General features: G+C 71.9%; 12 protein-coding genes. 5 read left to right on the forward strand and 7 right to left on the reverse strand.

Going from position 1 to position 19,819, the window contains the following annotated elements; genetic code table 11:
- Window positions 1-203: 203 nt before the first annotated feature.
- Window positions 204-1,112: a diacylglycerol kinase family protein gene (locus tag HND91_RS01375; protein ID WP_181704720.1), complete on the reverse strand. Its 909-nt coding sequence runs from the start codon at window positions 1,110-1,112 to the stop codon at window positions 204-206.
- A gap of 262 nt (window positions 1,113-1,374) precedes the next feature.
- On the opposite strand from HND91_RS01375, the gene HND91_RS01380 reads away from it, so the two are divergent.
- From HND91_RS01380 to glgB, 3 genes are read left to right on the forward strand one after another with little or no spacing between them, the layout of a single operon-like run.
- Entirely contained in the window at window positions 1,375-4,656 is a 3,282-nt protein-coding gene (locus HND91_RS01380) for a maltotransferase domain-containing protein (RefSeq protein WP_181704721.1), read from the forward strand.
- Between the two features lie 3 nt (window positions 4,657-4,659).
- Complete coding sequence (gene treS / locus HND91_RS01385) at window positions 4,660-7,977, forward strand: maltose alpha-D-glucosyltransferase (RefSeq protein ID WP_246329239.1); 3,318 nt, start codon at window positions 4,660-4,662, stop codon at window positions 7,975-7,977.
- Window positions 7,978-7,985: 8 nt separating this feature from the next.
- Window positions 7,986-10,178: a 1,4-alpha-glucan branching protein GlgB gene (gene glgB, locus HND91_RS01390; protein ID WP_181705182.1), complete on the forward strand. Its 2,193-nt coding sequence runs from the start codon at window positions 7,986-7,988 to the stop codon at window positions 10,176-10,178.
- 85 nt (window positions 10,179-10,263) lie between these two features.
- Here glgB and HND91_RS01395 read toward each other — a convergent pair whose 3' ends face one another.
- The 3 genes from HND91_RS01395 to HND91_RS01405 form a co-directional block, all read right to left on the reverse strand.
- Window positions 10,264-11,817 (reverse strand): TadE/TadG family type IV pilus assembly protein, encoded by a 1,554-nt coding sequence (locus tag HND91_RS01395; RefSeq protein WP_181704722.1) that lies wholly within the window; start codon window positions 11,815-11,817, stop codon window positions 10,264-10,266.
- Between the two features lie 205 nt (window positions 11,818-12,022).
- Window positions 12,023-13,510, reverse strand: coding sequence for a L,D-transpeptidase family protein (locus HND91_RS23155; protein ID WP_181704723.1), 1,488 nt, complete (start codon window positions 13,508-13,510; stop codon window positions 12,023-12,025).
- A gap of 223 nt (window positions 13,511-13,733) precedes the next feature.
- Window positions 13,734-15,671: an AI-2E family transporter gene (locus tag HND91_RS01405; protein WP_181704724.1), complete on the reverse strand. Its 1,938-nt coding sequence runs from the start codon at window positions 15,669-15,671 to the stop codon at window positions 13,734-13,736.
- A 370-nt stretch (window positions 15,672-16,041) separates the two neighbouring features.
- Here HND91_RS01405 and HND91_RS01410 point away from each other — a divergent pair, with 370 nt between their 5' ends.
- Window positions 16,042-16,569 carry a Dps family protein gene (locus HND91_RS01410; RefSeq protein ID WP_181704725.1) on the forward strand — a complete coding sequence of 176 codons (528 nt, stop codon included), beginning with the start codon at window positions 16,042-16,044 and terminating at the stop codon, window positions 16,567-16,569.
- A gap of 544 nt (window positions 16,570-17,113) precedes the next feature.
- Here the strand turns inward: HND91_RS01410 and HND91_RS01415 are convergent.
- The 3 genes from HND91_RS01415 to otnI all read right to left on the reverse strand — a co-directional run bounded on the left by HND91_RS01415 (window position 17,114) and on the right by otnI (window position 19,656).
- Window positions 17,114-17,998, reverse strand: a complete 885-nt coding sequence (locus HND91_RS01415; RefSeq protein ID WP_181704726.1) for an NAD(P)-dependent oxidoreductase — start codon at window positions 17,996-17,998, stop codon at window positions 17,114-17,116.
- A gap of 113 nt (window positions 17,999-18,111) precedes the next feature.
- Window positions 18,112-18,315 carry a hypothetical protein gene (locus HND91_RS01420; RefSeq protein ID WP_181704727.1) on the reverse strand — a complete coding sequence of 68 codons (204 nt, stop codon included), beginning with the start codon at window positions 18,313-18,315 and terminating at the stop codon, window positions 18,112-18,114.
- Window positions 18,316-18,873: 558 nt separating this feature from the next.
- On the reverse strand, window positions 18,874-19,656 hold the full coding sequence (otnI, locus tag HND91_RS01425) for a 2-oxo-tetronate isomerase (RefSeq protein ID WP_181704728.1): 783 nt from the start codon (window positions 19,654-19,656) through the stop codon (window positions 18,874-18,876).
- Here otnI and HND91_RS01430 point away from each other — a divergent pair.
- Window positions 19,655-19,795 carry a hypothetical protein gene (locus HND91_RS01430; protein ID WP_181704729.1) on the forward strand — a complete coding sequence of 47 codons (141 nt, stop codon included), beginning with the start codon at window positions 19,655-19,657 and terminating at the stop codon, window positions 19,793-19,795. The genes otnI and HND91_RS01430 overlap by 2 nt on opposite strands.
- Window positions 19,796-19,819: the final 24 nt, after the last annotated feature.

Raw genomic sequence — 19,819 nt, forward strand, 5'->3', positions numbered from 1 at the left:
TCCGAGCAGACATCATCCGAACCGGACCCTCGCGGACGCTCATCCGAGCGCGACGACACGTCCCGCTCGGGCCTCGATAAAGCATCACAACCTCTGAATTTATCAATAAGCCGGCGCTTTCGCCCCAGGCGGCGGCGCGCGGGTTCTGGCGACAGGGTGAATTCCGTCTTGATGAAAAGCATCCGACTGGCCGGTGGCGGGTCTCAGCCCCTCGGCGCGGCCAGCACCGTCAGGGCGCCGGGGCGCTTCATCACCCGCGCGGGCAGGTCCACCCGCTCCAGCTCCCCGTCCACCGTCACCGCGAGGGTGCTCGAGCGCCCCTTGATGACGAGGTCGGTCGCCGAGGTCACGCTGATCCGCGGGTCGTCCCTCCAGGTGCCGCGCACCACCGCGGTGGTCAGCTGCAGGAGGTCCCCAAAGGCGCGCGACGTGCACACGTAGACGCCGAGCCGCCCGTCGGCCGGGTCGTCGGCGAACGGCAGGTGGCCGGCGCCGTAGAGGCTGTTGGAGACGACGAGGCCCGTCGCGGCGACCGGCGTCTCCGTCCCGTCCTCCACCAGCGTCAGCCGCATCACCCGGGGCCGCCGGAACACGGTGAACAGGGCCCGGGCGGTGGCGAACAGCTTGCCGGCCTTGCCGCCCACCAGCGCCCGCCGGCGCACCCGCGCCATGTGCGGCTGCACGCCGAAGCCGAGCTGGTGGATGAAGAGCCGCCCGTTCACCTCGGCGATGTCCGCCGGCCGGGGCTCGGCGGTCGCGAGCGTCCGGACCGCCTCCTCGAAGTCGATCGGCATGCCGAGGCTGCGGGCGAAGAGGTTCATGGTGCCGAGCGGCAGCACGCCGAGGGCGACGCCCGTGCCGGCCAGCCGGCCGGCGGCCGTGCTGACGCTGCCGTCGCCGCCGCCGATCACCACCGCCTTCGGGCCGCCGCCCGCCTTCGCCTCCGCCACCACGGCGTCGAGCCGCTGGGCGAGAGACTCGCCCGTCACGCCTTCGACGGTGACCGCGTGCCCGGCCCGCTCCAGTTCGGGGATGATGACCCGTTCGGCGGCCTCGATCCCGAGCGACCGCATCGTGCCGCTGTGGCGGTTCAGGAAAACCCGGATCTTCACCCCGCACCCCCTTCGCCCGCCGCGCCGCGCCGGGCAAGGCGGTCGGCGTCGGCGGATCCGGAGATGGAAACCCGCACGGCGGCGAAACGTTCGCCCGGTCCGGCCGGATTGGCGCCGGCGCGGCGTCCCGACGGGGCCACCCGCGCGGCGGACGGGTGGCGCTCCGATCCTGCCCGGTCGGAACAAACCCATCCCGGCACGGTTCACCGACCCCGAGGGCCGGCTCCGGTCCTTCTCCTGAAACGACGGCGACGGACGGTTCATGCGAGACGATCGGCTGCAGCGGCAACGGCTCTACTATCTCCATCCCCTCAACGTTGGCGACCTCGCCTCCTTTGACGGCCACTTCGACAGGGCGGCCGCGATGGCGTTCGACGCCGTCGTGATGGCGCCGCCCTTCCAGCCCGGGCCGGCGGGCAACATCCTCCTGGCGGCCGACGACGGTCGCCTCCACCCGGCCCTCGGCTTCGACGGGTCCGCCGAGGACGGACTGGCGCGCCTCGCCGACGCCGCCAGGGCGCGCGGCCTCGCCCTGATGCTGGACGTGGTGGCCGACCGGGTCGCCGCCGGCGGCCCGCTGGCGGAGCGCTTCGGCTTCCGGCCGGACGGCCGGTCCGACGGTCTCGATCCGCGAGTCGCCCCGGCGGAGCGCGGCTCGGCCAGCCTGCCCGCCGACCCGTCCGCCTGGCTCGACCACCTGGCCGACCGGCTCGCGGCGCTCGCCCGGCGCGGCGTCGCGGGCTACCGCTGCCTCGACCCGGACCGTCTCGGCCCGGACCGCTGGCGCGCGCTGATCGGCCGGGTCCGCGACAGCGCGCCGGACTGCCTCTTCCTGGCGGTCACCCCCGGCGTCGCCTTCGAGGCCCGCCGCGCGCTGGAGGGCGTCGGGTTCGACGCGGTCTTCTCGTCCCTGCGCTGGTGGGACGCCCGCTCGCCCTGGCTCGTGGACGAGAACGACATCCACCGCCGGATCGGCCCGTCCATCGCCTTCCCGGAGGCCCCGTTCGGCAAGCGCCTCGCCGGCGAGGCGGCCGGCGAGGAGGAGACCCGGCGCGTGCTCGGCCGCGCGCTCTGGCTCTCCGCCGCCCTCGGCGACGGCATCCTGGTGCCCATGGGCTTCGAGTACGGCGCCCGCGAGCCCCTGTCGCCCATCTCCGGCTCCCCGGCGGCGTTCGAGCGGCTGCGCTCCGTCGCGAGCGTCGACCTCTCCGACGAGATCGCCGCCGCCAACAGCTTCGTCGGCCGGTCCGACGGCGCCTTCGCGGCCGCCGACATGCGCGTCCTCACCGGGGCGTCCGCGCCCGTCACGGTGGTGCTGCGCACGGACGCGCCGGACATCCGCCAGGCGGACCGGGCCCGGCTCGTGCTCGTCAACCCGGACCTGCGCCGGGGCGCCGTGGCGGACGCCGACCAGTTCCTCACCGACACCGGCGGCCGCTTCCAGCGCTTCGTCGACATCGCCGGCGCCACCGCGCTCGGCCTGGACAGCACCCTGCCGCTCGGCCCGGGCGACGTGCGCGTCCTTGAGGGCGACGCGAGCGACCCGATCCTGCTCACCCGCCAGGGCGCGGTGCCGGACGTCATGGCCGCCGTCGCGTCGCCCCGCCTCGCCATCGAGGCGCTCCAGCCGACCGTGGACGGGGGCCGCTTCCAGGCCCGCCGCACCGTGGGCGAGGTGGTGCAGGTCACCTGCGACCTCATCGGCGACGGCCACGACAAGCTCGCCGCCGCCCTCCTCTGGCGCACCGCCGACCAGGACGTCTGGCGGGAGGTGCGCATGAGGCCGCTCGGCAACGACCGCTGGGGCGCCGACATGCCGCTGGAGCGCCTCGGCCGCCACGAGTTCACCGTGGAGGCCTGGCGCGACGCCTTCGCGACCTTCCACAACGAGCTGTCCAAGAAGCACGCCGCCGGCCTCACCGTCACGCTGGAGCTGGAGGAGGGCCGCCGGCTCGTCGAGCGCACCCTGGAGGAGACCGCGCCCGGCCCGCTCGCCTCCCGGCTCGGCGAACTCCTCGCCCGCGTCACCGACGGGCCGGACAGCGACCGGATCGCGGCCTTCCTCGCCGACGACACGGTCGCCCTGATGGCCGAGGCGGATCTCAAGCCGTTCCGCGTCCGCCACGAGCCCGCGATCCCGCTCGACGCGGAGCGCACCGGCGCGAGCTTCGCCTCCTGGTACGAGCTCTTCCCCAGGTCCCAGAGCGGCGATCCCAATCGCCACGGCACCTTCGACGACGTCATCGCCCAGCTGCCGCGCATCCGCGACATGGGTTTCGACGTCCTCTACTTCCCGCCCATCCACCCGATCGGCCGGACCAACCGCAAGGGCCGCAACAACAGCCTGAAGGCCGGCCCGACCGATCCGGGCAGCCCCTACGCGATCGGCTCGGAGGCGGGCGGCCACGACGCGCTCCATCCGGAGCTCGGCACGCTCGACGACTTCCGCCGCCTGGTCGCCGCCGCCGCCGACCACGGCCTGGAGCTCGCCCTCGACTTCGCCATCCAGTGCTCGCCCGACCACCCGTGGCTGAAGGAGCACCCGGACTGGTTCGACTGGCGGCCGGACGGCACCATCCGCTACGCGGAGAACCCGCCGAAGAAGTACGAGGACATCGTCAACGTCGACTTCTACGCCTCCGGCGCCGTCCCGTCGCTCTGGATCGCGCTCCGCGACGTGGTGCTCTTCTGGGTCAACGAGGGCGTCCGGCTGTTCCGCGTGGACAACCCGCACACCAAGCCTTTCCCGTTCTGGGAGTGGCTGATCGACGACGTGCGCGCCCGTCATCCGGACGCGGTCTTCCTCGCCGAGGCCTTCACCCGCCCGAAGGTGATGGCGCGCCTCGCCAAGATCGGCTTCTCGCAGAGCTACACCTACTTCACCTGGCGCAACACCAAGCAGGAGCTCACCGAATACCTGACGGAGCTGACCCGGACGTCGCTCAAGGACTATTTCCGGCCGCATTTCTTCGTGAACACGCCGGACATCAACCCGGCCTTCCTGCAGCGCTCGGAACGCTCGGCCCATCTCATCCGGGCGGCGCTCGCCACCACCATGTCCGGCCTCTGGGGCATGTACAACGGCTTCGAGATCTGCGAGGGCCGGCCCTATCCGGGCAAGGAGGAGTATCTCGACAGCGAGAAGTACGAGATCCGCGCCTGGGACTGGAACCGCCCCGGCAACATCATCCCGGAGATCACCCGGCTCAACCGCATCCGGCGCGACAACCCGGCGCTCCACAGCCATCTCGGCATCACCTTCCTCAACGCCTTCAACGACAGCGTCCTCTGGTTCCAGAAGGCGACGCCCGCGCGCGACAACGTGCTCCTCGTCGCCGTCAGCCTCGATCCGCACGCGGTCCAGGAGGCCGACGTGGAGATCCCGCTCTGGGAGTGGCACCAGCCCGACCACGGCTCCCTCGCGGTGGAGGACCTCGTCCGCGGCCACCGCTTCTCCTGGCACGGCAAGACCCAGCGGCTGCGGCTCGACCCCCACGAACTTCCCTATTCGATCTGGCGCATAGACGCGTCCAAGGAGAGCTGATCCATGGCGGACGGCACCAAACCGACCACCAGCGCGATGATCGGGAACGATCCCCTATGGTACAAGGACGCAGTCATCTACCAGTTGCACGTGAAGTCCTTCTTCGACAGCAACAACGACGGCATCGGTGACTTCGCGGGCCTGATCGCAAAGCTCGACTACATCGCCAGCCTCGGCGTCAACACCATCTGGATCCTGCCCTTCTACCCGTCGCCCCGGCGCGACGACGGCTACGACATCGCCGAGTACAAGGACGTCTCGCCCGACTACGGGACGATGCAGGACGCCCGCCGCTTCATCCGCGAGGCCCACGCCCGCGGCATGCGGGTGATCACCGAGCTCGTCATCAACCACACCTCCGACCAGCATCCCTGGTTCCAGCGCGCCCGCCGCGCCAAGCCCGGCTCCAACCACCGCAACTTCTACGTCTGGTCCGACACCGACCAGACGTATCCGGAGACGCGGATCATCTTCCTCGACACGGAGAAGTCGAACTGGACCTGGGACCCGGTGGCCGGCGCCTACTTCTGGCACCGCTTCTACAGCCACCAGCCGGACCTCAACTTCGACAACCCGCAGGTCCTCAAGGCCGTCCTCAACGTCATGCACTTCTGGCTCGACCTCGGGGTCGACGGGCTCCGGCTCGACGCCATCCCGTACCTCGTCGAGCGGGAGGGCACCAACAACGAGAACCTGCCCGAGACCCACGACGTCCTGAAGAAGATCCGCGCCGAGCTCGACGCCCACTACCCGGACCGCATGCTCCTCGCCGAGGCCAACCAGTGGCCGGAGGACACCCAGGAGTATTTCGGCGACGCGGACGAATGCCACATGGCGTTCCACTTCCCGCTGATGCCGCGCATGTACATGGCGATCGCCAAGGAGGACCGCTTCCCGATCACCGACATCATGCGGCAGACCCCGGAGATCCCGGAAACCTGCCAGTGGGCGATCTTCCTTCGGAACCACGACGAGCTGACGCTCGAGATGGTCACCGACGAGGAGCGCGACTACCTCTGGAACTTCTACGCCGCCGACCGGCGCGCCCGCATCAACCTCGGCATCCGCCGCCGCCTCGCGCCGCTCCTGGAGCGCGACCGCCGGCGCATCGAGCTGATGAACGCCCTCCTCCTCTCCATGCCCGGCACGCCCGTCATCTACTACGGCGACGAGATCGGCATGGGCGACAACATCCACCTCGGCGACCGCGACGGCGTGCGCACGCCCATGCAGTGGAGCCCGGACCGCAACGGCGGCTTCTCCCGGGCGGACCCGGCCAACCTGGTGCTGCCGGCCATCATGGACCCGCTCTACGGGTTCGAGGCGGTCAATGTGGAGGCCCAGTCGAGGGACCCTCACTCCCTCCTCAACTGGATGCGCCGGATGCTGGCGCTCCGCCGCCAGCGCCACGCCTTCGGCCGCGGCGCCCTGCGCTTCCTCTATCCGGGCAACCGCAAGATCCTCGCCTACCTGCGCGAGCACGGCCACGAGACCATCCTGTGCGTCGCCAACATGTCGCGCACGCCCCAGGCGGTAGAGCTCGACCTCTCCGCCTTCGCCGGCCGCGTGCCCGTGGAGATGACCGGCGGCTCGCCCTTCCCGCCCATCGGCCAGCTCACCTACCTCCTCACCCTGCCGCCCTACGGCTTTTACTGGTTTGATCTCATGACCGAAGCCGCCCAACCGGCCTGGCACGTCAGCGCGCCCCAGCAGCTGCCGGAATTCTCCACCCTCGTCCTGCGCAAGGGCATCGAAGAGATCGGCGAGGCCAGGCACCGTCAGGTCCTCGAGGGCGAGGTCCTGCCCGCCTACCTGCCCATGCGCCGCTGGTTCGGCTCCAAGGACCAGGCGATCGAGGGCGTCCGCATCGCGGCGCTCGCCCCCGTGCCGGGCGCCGGCGTCCTCCTCGCCGACGTGGCGGCCGAGCTCGACGGCCGGTCCGAGCACTACCTCGTGCCCCTGGAGATCTCCTGGGAGGAGCCCAACCAGCCGCCGCTGCCGCAGCAGCTGGCGCTCGCCCGGGTCCGCCAGGGCCGCCGGGTCGGCGTCCTCACCGACGCCTTCTCCGGCGAGGCCCTCGCCCGCGCGGTCATCGACCACCTGCGCCGCCAGACGCGGGTGCCCCTGGAGGACGGCGAGATCCGCTTCCTGCCGACGAGCCGGCTCCAGGAGCTGGACATCCCGGCCGACGCTGCCATCAAGTGGCTCTCCGCCGAACAGTCCAACTCCTCGCTCATCCTCGGCGACAAGGTGGTCGTGAAGGTGGTCCGCCACACCTTCGGCGGCATCCACCCGGAGGTGGAGATGACCCGCCACCTCACGGAGGCCGGCTACGCCAACACCGCGCCTCTCGTCGGCTCGGTGGCGAAGTTCGGCGCCGACGAGACCTGCCACGTGCTCATCGTCGTGCAGGGCTTCATCCGCAACCAGGGCGACGCCTGGACCTGGATGCTGGAGACCCTGAAGCGCGCCATGGAGGACGCGCTCCTGATCGGCGCCAACGCCGGCGACGGCGGCGCGCCGCCGGAGCGGCAGGACGGCGTGTTCGAGAGCGCCACCAGCTTCGCCCGCCTCCTCGGCCGCCGTCTCGGCGAGCTCCACGCGGTGCTCTCCCGCCCGTCGGACGACGACGCCTTCGCGCCCGTCGTCATCGGCGACGCGCAGATCCGGACCCTGGCGGACAGCGCCCGCGGCCAGCTCGCCGGCGCCTTCGAGGTGCTGGCCTCCCACGATGCCGGCGACGACGCCGGCCTCGCCGAGGCGATCCGGCTGGTGCTCGCCGACCGGCAGGCCATCGAGGCGGCGGTGGACCGGCTCGCCGAGGCCGGCCGGGGGGCGCTCGTCACCCGCATCCACGGCGACTTCCACCTCGGCCAGATCCTGGTCGCCCAGGGCGACGCCTACCTGATCGACTTCGAGGGCGAGCCCGCCCGCTCGCTGGAGGACCGCCGGTCCAAGTCCAGCCCGCTCCGGGACGTGGCCGGCCTCCTGCGCTCCCTCGACTACGCGGCCGCCACCGTGCCGCTGCCGGACGAGGACGGCAACCCGACGATCCGCGACCGCCGCGAGGGCCTCCTCGACCGCTTCCGCCGGGAGGCGGAGGCCGCCGTCCTGGAGGGCTATCGCGCGGCGCTCGCCGAGGCCGACCACAAGTGGGTGGAGCCGGCTGCCGAAGATCCGCTCCTCGACCTCTTCCGCCTGGAGAAGGTCGCCTACGAGGTGCGCTACGAGGCCGCCAACCGGCCGAAGTGGCTCGCCATTCCGCTCCGCGGTCTTGCCGCCGTCGCCAGCCGCATCCTCGCAGGAAAAGGAACCCCCTGATGGCGACAATGCTCTCGCTCGATCCGGCCGCCGGTCTCGACCCCGGCGCGGTGGACGCCCTCGTCCATGGCCGCCACGGCGACCCGTTCTCCATCCTCGGCCCCCACCGGCAGGGTGACGCCACGGTGGTGCGCGCCTACTTCCCCGGCGCGCAAGGCGTGGAGGTCCGCGCCCGCGGCGGCGGCGACAAGCTCGGCGACCTGGCGCTCGTCCACCCGTCCGGCCTGTTCGCCGGCCCCCTCTCCCGGGGCGGCCCCTACGTGTTCCGGGTCCGCTGGCGTGACGCCGTCCAGGAGACCGAGGACCCCTACAGCTTCGGCCTCCTCCTCGGCGAGCTCGACATGCACCTCTTCGCCGAGGGCAACCACTACGAGCTCGGCCGGGTCCTCGGCGCCCAGCCCATGGTGGTGGAAGGCGTCGCCGGCACCCGGTTCGCCGTCTGGGCGCCGAACGCCCGGCGCGTCTCCGTGATCGGCGACTTCAACGCGTGGGACGGGCGCCGCCATCCCATGCGGCTTCGCCGCGAGGCCGGCGTGTGGGAGCTGTTCGTCCCCCGCGTCGGCGTCGGCCAGCGCTACAAGTTCGAGCTCGTCGGCCCCGACGGCCAGCTCCTGCCCCAGAAGGCCGACCCCATGGCGCGCGCCAGCGAGGCGGCCCCGGCCACCGCGTCGGTCATCGCCCCGGCGGAGCCCTACGCCTGGACCGACCAGGCCTGGATGGAGTCCCGCGCCGCCCGGCACCGGGTCGACGCGCCCATCTCGGTCTACGAGATCCACGTGGGGTCCTGGCTGAAGGTGGACGGCCGCACCCTCGACTGGGACGAGCTGATCGACCGGCTGATCCCCTACGTGGCCGGCATGGGCTTCACCCATGTGGAGCTCCTGCCCATCATGGAGCACCCGTTCGGCGGCTCCTGGGGCTACCAGCCGCTGGGCCTCTTCGCCCCCACCGGCCGCTACGGCCGGCAGGAGGATTTCGCCCGTTTCGTGGACCGCTGCCACGAGGCCGGCGTCGGCGTCATCCTCGACTGGGTGCCGGCCCACTTCCCGACCGACCCCCACGGCATGGTCCGCTTCGACGGCACCGCCCTCTACGAGCACGCGGACCCGCGCGAGGGCTACCACCAGGACTGGAACACGCTCATCTACAATCTCGGCCGCAACGAGGTGCGCGGCTTCCTCCTCGCCAGCGCCTGCGAGTGGCTGGAGCGCTGGCACGTGGACGCGCTGCGGGTCGACGCGGTGGCGTCCATGCTCTACCGCGACTATTCCCGCAAGGCGGGCGAGTGGGTGCCGAACCGGTTCGGCGGCCGCGAGAACCTGGAATCCGTCGACTTCCTGAAGCACCTCAACGGCATCGTGCGGGACCGCAATCCCGGCGCGGTCACCATCGCGGAGGAGTCCACCGCCTGGCCGGGCGTGTCCGCCCCGCTCGAACAGGGCGGCCTGGGGTTCCATTACAAGTGGAACATGGGCTGGATGCACGACACCCTCCACTACATGGAGGAGGATCCGATCAACCGGCGCTGGCACCACGACAGCATGACCTTCGGCATGGTCTACGCCTGGTCGGAGAAGTTCATGCTGCCCTTGAGCCACGACGAGGTCGTCCACGGCAAGGGCTCGCTCCTCAACAAGATGCCGGGCGACCCCTGGCAGAAGCGGGCGAACCTTCGGGCCTACTACGGCTTCATGTGGGCCCATCCGGGCAAGAAGCTGCTCTTCATGGGCGGCGAGATCGGCCAGTGGCGCGAGTGGAACCACGACGGCTCCATCGACTGGCACCTCCTGGACGACCCGGGCCACGCGGGCATCCAGGCGCTCGTCCGCGACCTCAACCGGCTCTACGCGGCCGAGGCGGCGCTCCACGCCACCGACGCGGACCCGAACGGCTTCGCCTGGGCGGTCGGCGACGACCGGGAGAACTCCGTGTTCGCCTTCCTGCGCAAGCCCGCGGACGGCGGGCCGCCGATCCTCGCCGTCTCCAACCTCACGCCCGTGCCGCGCCACGACTATCGCGTCGGCGTGCCGCTGCCGGGCTTCTGGCGGGAGATCCTCAACACGGACGCGGCCGAGTACGGCGGCTCGGGGCTCGGCAACGGCGGCGGCCGGGAGGCCGAGGCGGTGTCCGCCCACGGCCAGCCGCAGAGCCTGCCGCTCACGCTCCCGCCGCTCGCCACCGTCTGGCTGAAGCCCGCCTGACGGCAGGCCGGCGCCCGCGCCGCCGCGGGGCGGCCGGACGGACGTTCGGACCAGGGCCGCCGCCGAAAGGCCGGCGGCCTTGCCGTCACTGGGACAGCCGGATCTTGCCCACGGACTTGCCGATCGCCTCGAAGACGGCGGTCAGGCTGTCGCTGGCGGACGGGAAGTAGGCGTGCCCCGTGGATGACGCGCAGGCGCCCATCAGCGTCCGGGTGGCCGTGTCCGACACGTCGTAGGTGATCGTGTAGACCTCGATCCCGGCCGCCTTCACGCCTCCGCAGAGGGTCGCGAGGCGCGCGTCCATCTTGTCCTGGATCACCGACGTGGTTCCCGTCGTGATGCCGAGCCGCCCCTCCGCCACATAGCCGTAGGCCGAATAGGTCGACCTGTTGATGTTGGTCTGGGCGTTGAGCGTGTTCTCGCCGTCGGTCATCAGCACGATCACCTTGCGCACGCCCTTCGCGTCATAGAGCTTGCCCTCCGTGAACGGCTCGCCGGGCGAGATCGCCCGCCAGCCCCAGGCGAGCCCCTCGGTGATGTTGGTGCCGCCGTAGGCCGTCATGCCGCCGATCGCCGCGTCGATCACCGCCGTGTCGGAGGTCAGCGGCTGGATGGCGGCGGAATCGCACATCATGTTCGGCCCGTAGCGGGTGCCCGCGACGAGGGCGGTCTTCGGCGTGGTGCCGTTGTACTTGCAGCCGTTGCGCTGGCGCGTCTGGTCGCCGGCCGAGCCGGACAGGGTCGTGCAGCCGCTGCCGACGTCGTCCGTCAGGTAGTTGTTCATGTAGCTGAAGGACTTGTTCGTGCTGAAGTCCGGCTCGTCCGGCGCGAAGGACGGCACGAAGTAGGTCGCCTTGTCGGCCGGCGTCGGAACCGCGTCGGTCACGTCGTGCCCGCCCGTCCGGGCCTCCACGCAGCCGCGCCAGGAGACCGACTTCATCTTGGAATAGAGGAGAAGCCGGTTCACCCCCACGTTGAAATTGGTCGAGTGGGAGGGCGCGGTCCCGCTCGTGTCGATCCAGGTCGCCGCCGCGTGGGCGGGTCCCACGTTGACGAGCGCCGCGAACGGCACCAGGGCGTAGCGCACCGTGCCGTGGGCGGTCGCCTCCACGGTGTCGACCAGGCTCCCGGCCGCGTCGCGCAGGCGCGCGATCCGGTTGTTCGCCGTCATGGATCCGGAATTGTCCAGCACCATGACGATCTCGATCTCGTCGTTGCCGATCCGCGTCTCCGACGCCGCCGCAACCGGCACGTCCGGGATGCCGGCGAGGCCAAGGAAGCTCGTCGGGCTGCGGACGGTCGCGGTGGCTTTCACGTAGCGATCGCCGTCCGTGCGCGACAGGGCCGCCTCGAAGCTCGTCAGCTTGTAGTCGAGGCCGTAGTCGGCCTTCAGGTGCTCTTCCAGCCGCGCCCGAGCCTCGTCCGCCGTGGTCGCCGGGGTCGAGGCGCTGAGCGCCGCCAGCGCCGCCATGTCGAGCGCGTTCTGCAGCCGGGTCTGCTCGCTGGCCGCCCGCGTGTAGTCCACCGCCGCCCCGACGGCGATCAGGAGCGGCACCACCGCCACCGCGAACACGATCCCGATCGTGCCGTTCCGGTCCTCGGCGAGCCGTCGAAGCACGGTCGAAAGCGATGCAGTCATCGGAAGCCGCCTGATTAAATCACACAATTCGGCTTCAGCTTGTATGTGTGAGGACTGAACGAGTCCTTACCGCGCCCGCCCTTCCTCCGAAGGTGGGAGATCGCCCTCCCGGCCGCGCCGATTCTCCCGCCCGCGCCCGGCGCTTCCCGCCCGCGCCCGGCGCCTCCCGGCCGCCGCCGCCCGCCTCGTCTCCCGTCCCCCCGCGTCAGTCCACGAAGTCCACCGGCACGCCCTTGGCGACCATGTGGGCCAGTTCGTCCGCGTCCCAGTTGGTCAGGCGCACGCAGCCGTGGCTGAAGCCCTTGTCGATGGCGTCCGGGTTGGGCGTGCCGTGGATGCCGTAGGTGGGCTCGCTCAGGTCGATCCAAACCGATCCCACCGGCCCGTTCGGCCCGGGCGGCAGGCGCAGCGGCTTGGTGTTGTTGCCCTGGCGGAAGTTCACGTCCGGCCGGTACCAGTAGTCCGGGTTGATGGCGATCGCCTCCACGGTGTGGCGCCTGCTCGGCGAGGGCAGGCTGGCGCTGCCGATGGTGGCCGGATAGGCCGCCACGATCCGCCCCGCCGCGTCATAGGCCACCACCTGCTTGGCCCTCTTGTCCGCCACCACGTGGGCCACCTTGGCGCGCACCGGCTTGCCGGGCCTGGCCACGGTCACCACCGTGCCGGCGCGGGTGAAGTCCGCGCCCGGGTTCAGCTGCTGCAGGAATTCCAGGTCCATGTGCACCCGCTCGGCCAGCCGCTCCGCCGGGTCCCGGTAGGCGAGCCCCGGCAGCTTGGCCATCTCGCCGTAGTCCGACGGCAGGTGCGGCACGAACGGGCCGGCCACGTCGTCCTCGGTCAGCGTGTAGGGCGCCAGCACCGCCTCGGTCTCGTAGAGCGACAGCGCCGACCAGGTCGCCCCGTCCATGACGCCGTCCGCCGGCAGGCCCTGGGCCGCCTCGAAGGCCACGATCGCCTTGCGGACGTTGAGCCCCATGTAGCCGTCGATCACCCCCGGCGACATGCCGGCCCGGTCGAGCAGCACCTGCATCTTCACCACCAGCGGCGACTGGGTGAGCTTGCCGGGCACCCGGTCGCCGAGGTCCGCCCCGGCGGCGAACCGGGCCTCCAGGGTCGCGGCGATCAGGGCGTCGGGCGACAGCGTCGGCGGCGCCGCGATGCCGGGCTTCGGCGGGGCCGCGATCCCCGGCACCCGCTCGCCCGCCACCGGCGGCTCCGCAGGCGGCGCGGCGGGCGGGGCCGCCGGACCCTCGTCCGGGGACGGCGGCTCCAGGTCCAGCGAGCCCGGCGGCCCCTCCTCGGGCGGAGTGTCCTCGTAACCCCGCCCGTCCCGCTCGTCCCGATAATCCCGTTCGTCCCGATAATCCCGCTCGTCCCGATAGTCCCGCTCGTCCCGATAGTCCCGCTCGTCCCGATAGTCCCGCTCGTCCGGATAGGGCTCCGGCGCGTAGTCCGGCTCCGGCGGATAGCCAGGATCATCCCCGTAGGGCGGCGGCGGACCGTAGGGGTCGTCCGGATAGGGCCGCGACGGGTCGCCGTAGGGGTCGTCGTCCCAGCCGGGGGGCGGGCCGAGGTCGCGCCGGTCCACCGGCGGTTCGAGGCTCCCTCCGCCCCAGGGGTCGTAGATCTGGGCGCTGGCGGGTCCGGCGAGCACCGGCAGGAGGAGAAGCAGGCCGAGGAGCCGGGGCGTCACGTGTGTTGTGTCTCCGGGCCGTATCCGGCCGTCTGGGGTCTCCCGGCCGTGTCCGGCCGTCTTGAGTCTCCCGGCCGTGTCCGGCCGTCTTGAGTCTCCCGGCCGTATGCGGCCGCCCGATCGTCGGGGGGAAGCCGCGCGCCGGCGTGGCCGGCGGGCGCTTCGCCGGCCCAGACACCACCGGATCTGGGCATCAGCAAGGCCCGTCCCGGCGCGCCGCCCGTCACACCCGGTCGCTCACCGGGTCCGCCGGCGCCGCCGCGGGCGTCTCGGCCGGCCGGGCGGCGGCGTCCACGATCCGCCCCAGCACCTCCTGGAACGAGGCCGCCGTCTCGTCGATCCCGAGCTCGCGCGCCGCCGCCGGGTCGACCGTCCGCTCCCCCGGCATCACCAGCATGATGCGGGCGCCCGGCAGCCGCCGGCGCAGGCGCCGCACCGCGTGGCGCAAGGGCAGCGCCCGCCCGGCGCTCATGGCGACGAGGCAGACGAGCCGCGTCCCGGCGGCGCGCAGCTGGAAGATCCGCCGGGCCGACAGGGCGTCCGCCCCCTCGCTCCGCGTCCCGATGCCGTGCTTGGCCACCAGCTGGCGCAGCATCAGGGCGGCCGCCTCGTCGAGGGCGCTCTCCGCCGCGATGCACAGCACGGCCGCCTCGCCGGTCCAGCCCTCCTGCAGCCGTTCCGGCGGCAGCACCGCCACCTCGGACCGGTCGGCGGTCGCCTCCAGGGCCGCCGCGCCCTCCGGCCCCGGCGGCCGCGCGGCGTCCGGCTGCACGTCCTCATAGGCGTCCAGGTCCTCCACCACCTCCTCCACGGTGGCGCGGATCCGCCCCGCCCGGTCGTCGCCGAGAAGGCCCCGCTCGCTGTCCTCCAGGGCCAGCCGCAGGCCCGGCACGGCGATCTGGTCGTAGTATTCCGACAGCGACCGCGCCCGCAGCACCTCCTCGGCCACCCCCACCATCTCGGCGGAATCCCCCGCCAGCGCCCGCTGGTAGAAGAGCTGCGGCGGCGACAGCGCCGGCCGGTCGCCGAGCAGCACCTCCAGGAAGGAGAGGCCCTTCACGTGGCGGCCGAGCACCACGAGGCAGACCGTCAGCGGCGTCGCCAGCAGCAGGCCGATCGGCCCCCACAGCCACGTCCAGAAGGTCGCCGCCACCACCACCGCCACCGGCGAAAGGCCCGTGGTCCGCCCGTAGGCGAGCGGCTCGATGAAGTGGCCGACCAGCGGCTCGATCACGGCGAACAGCGCCGCCGTCCAGATCAGCATGGTCCAGCCCGGGTCCACCGCGGCGGCGAGCGCCAGCGGCAGGGCCGCGCCGATGATGGCGCCGATGTAGGGCACGAAGCGCAGCACCGCCGCCAGGATGCCCCAGAGCACCGGGATCGGGACGCCGATGATCCAGAGCCCCGTCCCGATGGCGATGCCGAACAGGGTGTTCATGGCGAGCTGGATCAGGAGCAGCCGGCTCAGCCGCCGCGCCGCGTCGTCCAGCGCCTCGGTGGTCTTCTGCAGGTCGCGGGTTCCGATCAGCTTGATGAAACGGTTCCTGAGGTCCTCCCGCTGGAGAAGGATGAAGATCACGAAGATGATCACGATGCCGGTGATGGCGAACGGATGGAGCAGCGGCGTGATCAGCGCCGCCAGGGTGGAGAGCGCCCCGGGCTGCGGCTCCAGCACCTGCACGGTCAGCGGCCTCGGCTCGTCCGCGGGGGCCGGGGCCGCCTCCGGGGCGGTCGTCTCCAGCTCGCTCCCCACCGTCTCCAGGAAGCCGGAGACCTGCCGCAGCGCCTCGCTGGTGGCGGTCGCGCCCTTGAGGGACGCGATCTTGGCCTGCACCGTCTCCTGGTAGCGCGGCAGGTCGCGCACCAGTTCGGAGACCTGCGCGGTCATCAGCCAGCCGAGGGCGAAGAGGAGCGCGAAGGCGGAGAGGACGGACAGCACCACCGCGACGCCTCGCGGCAGCCCCACCCGGCGCAACAGCCGCACCAGCGGCGCGAGCACGAAGCTGAGGAGCACGGCGAGCGCCAGCGGCACCAGCAGTTCCCGGGCGATCGACAGCACCGCCACGATCATCAGGCAGAGCGCCACCAGGGCCGTCGTCTCCACCACGCCGCGCCGCCCGGGGGCGCGCGTCTCGTCCGGCGTGGCGAGGTCCAGGTCCATGGGCGGCGTCCTTGATCGGTGAGGAGGGTTCGGGTCGAGGCAGCGTCGGGCGAGAGCGGGTGTCGGTCGGCGGAGGTCCGTCGGGCGGAGAGGCTCGTCGGGGCGGACGGATCGCCGGCCTCGCCACCGGACGGCCGCCCGTGGTCGGGCCGCCCGAGACGTCCTGTCCGGGCGACATTCCACAACGTGCCGGCACGCCATCCGGATCCGGCCGCTCGCAAAAGCGTGACCGGGGGCACGGCCGTCCGGCGGGAACGGCCGGCGGGGTGTTCACGTTCGTGCCGGTGAGAGGGTGGTCGGCAGGGCGTGCCCGCGCGGCTGCCCGACCGCGTCCCGTCCCCCGCTCCAGGCCATCCCGAAGGAAGTCACCATGGGCAAGTCCGCCGCCAGCGACCGCGTCCGCCGCCCGCTCGCCACCCCGAGCGATCTCTCCAACGACGCCACCCGGGACGTCTCGGCGGCGCTGAACGGCCTCCTCGCCGACAGCTTCGCCCTCTACATGAAGACCAAGAACTTCCATTGGCACGTCAGCGGCCCGCACTTCCGCGACTATCACCTGCTGTTCGAGGAGCAGGCGGCCGAGATCCTGGCGAGCACGGACGAGATCGCCGAGCGGGTCCGCAAGATCGGCGGCACCACGCTCCGCTCCATCGGCCACGTCTCCCGCACCCAGCGGGTGGAGGACAACGACGCCGACTACGTCGACCCGAAGGACATGCTGGCCGAGCTCCACGAGGACAACAAGGACTTCGCCGCCCGCCTGCGCGAGGCCCACGGCCTCTGCGACGAGCACGACGATGTCGGCACCGCGAGCCTCCTGGAGGAACTCCTCGACCAGACCGAGAAGCGCGCCTGGTTCCTCTTCGAAGCCGGCCGCTCCCAGGTCGGCCACGCCTGACCGCCTGTCCGCCCGACGCCCCCAAGACGAAAACCGCCGGCCCACCAGGCCGGCCACTCACCACTGCGTCGGCCGCCTCATCCCCAAGTCGAGCACCTTATCCCAAGTCGGGCGCCCCATCTCAAGTCGGGCGCCTCATCCCAAGTCGGGCGCCTCATTCCCAAGTCGAGCGCCCCAACATCCTTCCCCTAAGGGGAAGGTGCTGAGCGCAGCGAAGCGGAAGGGGTCGTCTTTGTCCCTTCCCTTCGATCCGGCGGCCATCCAAACCCGCCCCGCCCGAACACAACCCCTTCCGGCGCTCCGCGCCACCTTCCCCTGAGGGGAAGGATCTCCCCTCCCCCATCAGCCCCGCCCGACAAACGCCGGCGTCGCCGAGCGACCAATCCCAACCTCAAGCTCGGCGCCCCAACATCCTTCCCCTCAGGGGAAGGAGCTGAGCGTAGCGAAGCGGAAGGCGTCGTCTTTGTCCCTTAACCCTCCAATCCGGCGGCCATCCAAACCTGCCCCGCCCGAAGACACCCCTCTCCCCCCGCCCCTCCCCCCGTCACCGCTCCGCCTTGTCCCGCAGCGCCAGGATCAGCCCGCTGTGGTCCACGTCGCCGTGGGCGGCGAGGAGGTGCTCGAACAGCGACCGGGCGAGCGCGCTGAACGGCTGGGCGGCGCCGACCGGCGCGCCGGTCGAAAGCGCGTTGTCGAGATCCTTGAGCTGGATGGAGGCGCGCCCAAGGGGCGTGAAGTCGCCCCGGACCATGCGGTCGCCGTGAAGGTCGAGGATGCGGCTTTCCGCGAAGCCCCCGCGCAGCGCCTCGCGGACCTTGGCGGCGTCGGCGCCCGCCCGCTCGGCGAAGGCCAAAGCCTCGGCGACGGCCCCGATGGTGATGCCGACGATCATCTGGTTGGCGAGCTTGGCCACCTGGCCCGCCCCGCTCTCGCCCACACGGGTCGGCCGGCCCATGGCCGACAGGACCGGGACGGCCGCGTCGAACACCGCCTCCGGGCCGCCCGCCATGATGGAGAGGGTGCCGGCCTCGGCGCCCACCGTGCCGCCGCTCACCGGCGCGTCGAGATGATGGACGCCGTGCCCGGCGAGTCGCCGGGCGTGGTCGCGCGCCTCCGCGGGCGCGATCGAGCTCATGTCGATCACCACCGCGCCCGGCCGGATCGCTTCCGCGACGCCGGTCTCGAACAGGACCGAGCCGACGGCCTTTCCGTCGGTCAGCATGGTGATGATCACGTCCGCGCCGGCCACAGCCGCCGTCGGGCTCGACGCCTCGACGGCCCCGGCGCCGGTCAGCGCCGCCGCCTTTCCGGGCGAGCGGTTCCAGACGGTCACCCGGTGGCCCGCCCCGAGCAGCCGGGCGGCCTGGGGCACGCCCATCCGGCCGAGACCGAGGACGGCGATGGAAGCGGGATGCGGCAGGGTGATCATGGGCGAGCTCCGGTCGTCGGCAGGCTCTCCCTGACTATCGCGCCGCCGCGCCGCCGGGAAGGCCGCGCCGGGCCTTTCCCGACTTGACGGGTATCCTCAGGAGACGAGCGTCCTCAGGACAGGACCGGGCCGCCGCCGGTCAGGATCAGGGCCGCGAGCACCACCATGGCGCCGGCCGAGAACATCCAGGCCAGCACTTCCAGCTGCGCCTTGTCGGTCGCGAAGGTCGGACCGTTGGGCAGCAGCACCCGAACCGCCGCCGCGCCCGCCGCCGCCAGCACGGCGACGCAATAGAAGAATTGAAGGCTCTCGCTCATGAAGGGCCGCGCTCCCACCACGTTATCGTCATCGACGCGTCCGCCCCGTCGCCGTGTTGCCTCTGACGGCGGCGGCCGGATGCAGTCTCGTCATGTGATCGACTCATTAATCACCGGAACGACAAGCCTTCTGATCGCTCGCGTCCTGGAGATCAAGTCGGGACTTCTACGCGACGGAGCGGGTTTTCAGGGGCGATTCCAGCAGGATGGCCCATCCGCGATGCCGGGCTCCGTCACCGCACGGACAAGATTACGGCCCAAATGCAAACGATTCGTTAACCATGCCGGGAGCTGTGCCGGGCCGGGGCGCGCGGGCGCGAAGCCTTTGGGCAGCCTCGTGAAAGTGACCCTGAAACGAAGAAACCGCCGCCCCGAGGGGCGACGGTTTCCGATTCAGCGCCCGCGGCGGTGGGGGGCGATGACTGCGAGCGCTGCTACTCCAACAACGACCTCGGCGGAGGTTCGTTCCACCCGCCCCGAACTTTTTTCGATTTTTTTTGCGGGCGCTCGCCGGACCCGCTCCGGGAGCCGCCCAGGCGATGCGTCGGCGCCCGTCGATCAGCCACGCCGCTCCGTCAGTGCGCCGAGCCAGCCGAGCCCGTCGAGGGTCGCGCCCCTCGGCCGGTACTCGCAGCCGACGTGGCCCCGGTAGCCGAGGTCGTCCAGCGTCCGGAGGATCCGGCCGTCGTCGAGCTCCCCGGTGCCGGGCTCGTTCCGCCCTGGCACGGCGGCGATCTGAACGTGCCCGATCAGCGGCATCAGCGCCGTCAGGGACGTGAGCACGTCACCGTGGAGGATCTGCCGGTGGTAGACGTCATACTGCAGGCGGACGTTCGGCCGGCCGACCCGGGCGATGATCTCCGCCGCGAGGTCGAAGCCGTTGAGGAAATAGCCCGGCATGTCCCGCCCGTTGATCGGCTCGATCATCAGGTCGAGCCCCGCCGCCCCCAACCGGTCGGCCGCCTCGGAGAGGCTGTCCTCGTAGGCGGCCCGCGCTGCCGGGTCCGCCGGGTCGGCGATCCCCGCCATCACGTGGAGCCGGGGCACCGTCAAGGCGGCCGCGTAGACGAGCGCCTCGTCCACCGACGCCCGGAACGCGTCGCGCCGTCCGGGGAGAGCGGCGAGCCCCCGGTCGCCCGCCGCGAAATCCCCGGGGCGGAGATTGAACAGCACCACGTCCACCCCCGCCGCCTCCCGCCGGGCCGCCACCACGTCGGCCGGGTACTCATAAGGAAAAAGGAATTCGACAGCGCCGAACCCCGCGTCGGCGGCCGCCTGGAAGCGGTCCGGGAAGGGCCATTCGGTGAACATCAGGCTGATGTTGGCGGCGAACTTGGGCATGGGCGACCTCCGGCCGACAGGAACGCCGATGGGGCGTGAGGTGGCGCCGACGTCGGGCGACGTCGGCCTCGCGTTTCAGGAATCGGCGGCCGACGTCGGCCACGTCATCGACGACCATGTGTCCCCGCCGGCGCGGTGAAAAGGGCCGTCGGTGTCACGCCCC

The organism is Chthonobacter rhizosphaerae (assembly GCF_013839525.1).
Classification (GTDB): domain Bacteria; phylum Pseudomonadota; class Alphaproteobacteria; order Rhizobiales; family Pleomorphomonadaceae; genus Chthonobacter; species Chthonobacter rhizosphaerae.

What these genes read in the sequence shown, in the direction of transcription:
- HND91_RS01395 (WP_181704722.1), bottom strand. Translation starts at nt 11,817, where the DNA reads ATGACTGCATCGCTTTCGACCGTGCTTCGACGGCTCGCCGAGGACCGG.
- HND91_RS01410 (WP_181704725.1), top strand. Translation starts at nt 16,042, where the DNA reads ATGGGCAAGTCCGCCGCCAGCGACCGCGTCCGCCGCCCGCTCGCCACC.
- HND91_RS01380 (WP_181704721.1), top strand. Translation starts at nt 1,375, where the DNA reads ATGCGAGACGATCGGCTGCAGCGGCAACGGCTCTACTATCTCCATCCC.
- HND91_RS01420 (WP_181704727.1), bottom strand. Translation starts at nt 18,315, where the DNA reads ATGAGCGAGAGCCTTCAATTCTTCTATTGCGTCGCCGTGCTGGCGGCG.
- treS (WP_246329239.1), top strand. Translation starts at nt 4,660, where the DNA reads ATGGCGGACGGCACCAAACCGACCACCAGCGCGATGATCGGGAACGAT.
- glgB (WP_181705182.1), top strand. Translation starts at nt 7,986, where the DNA reads ATGCTCTCGCTCGATCCGGCCGCCGGTCTCGACCCCGGCGCGGTGGAC.
- HND91_RS01415 (WP_181704726.1), bottom strand. Translation starts at nt 17,998, where the DNA reads ATGATCACCCTGCCGCATCCCGCTTCCATCGCCGTCCTCGGTCTCGGC.
- HND91_RS01405 (WP_181704724.1), bottom strand. Translation starts at nt 15,671, where the DNA reads ATGGACCTGGACCTCGCCACGCCGGACGAGACGCGCGCCCCCGGGCGG.
- HND91_RS01430 (WP_181704729.1), top strand. Translation starts at nt 19,655, where the DNA reads ATGGGCGACCTCCGGCCGACAGGAACGCCGATGGGGCGTGAGGTGGCG.
- otnI (WP_181704728.1), bottom strand. Translation starts at nt 19,656, where the DNA reads ATGCCCAAGTTCGCCGCCAACATCAGCCTGATGTTCACCGAATGGCCC.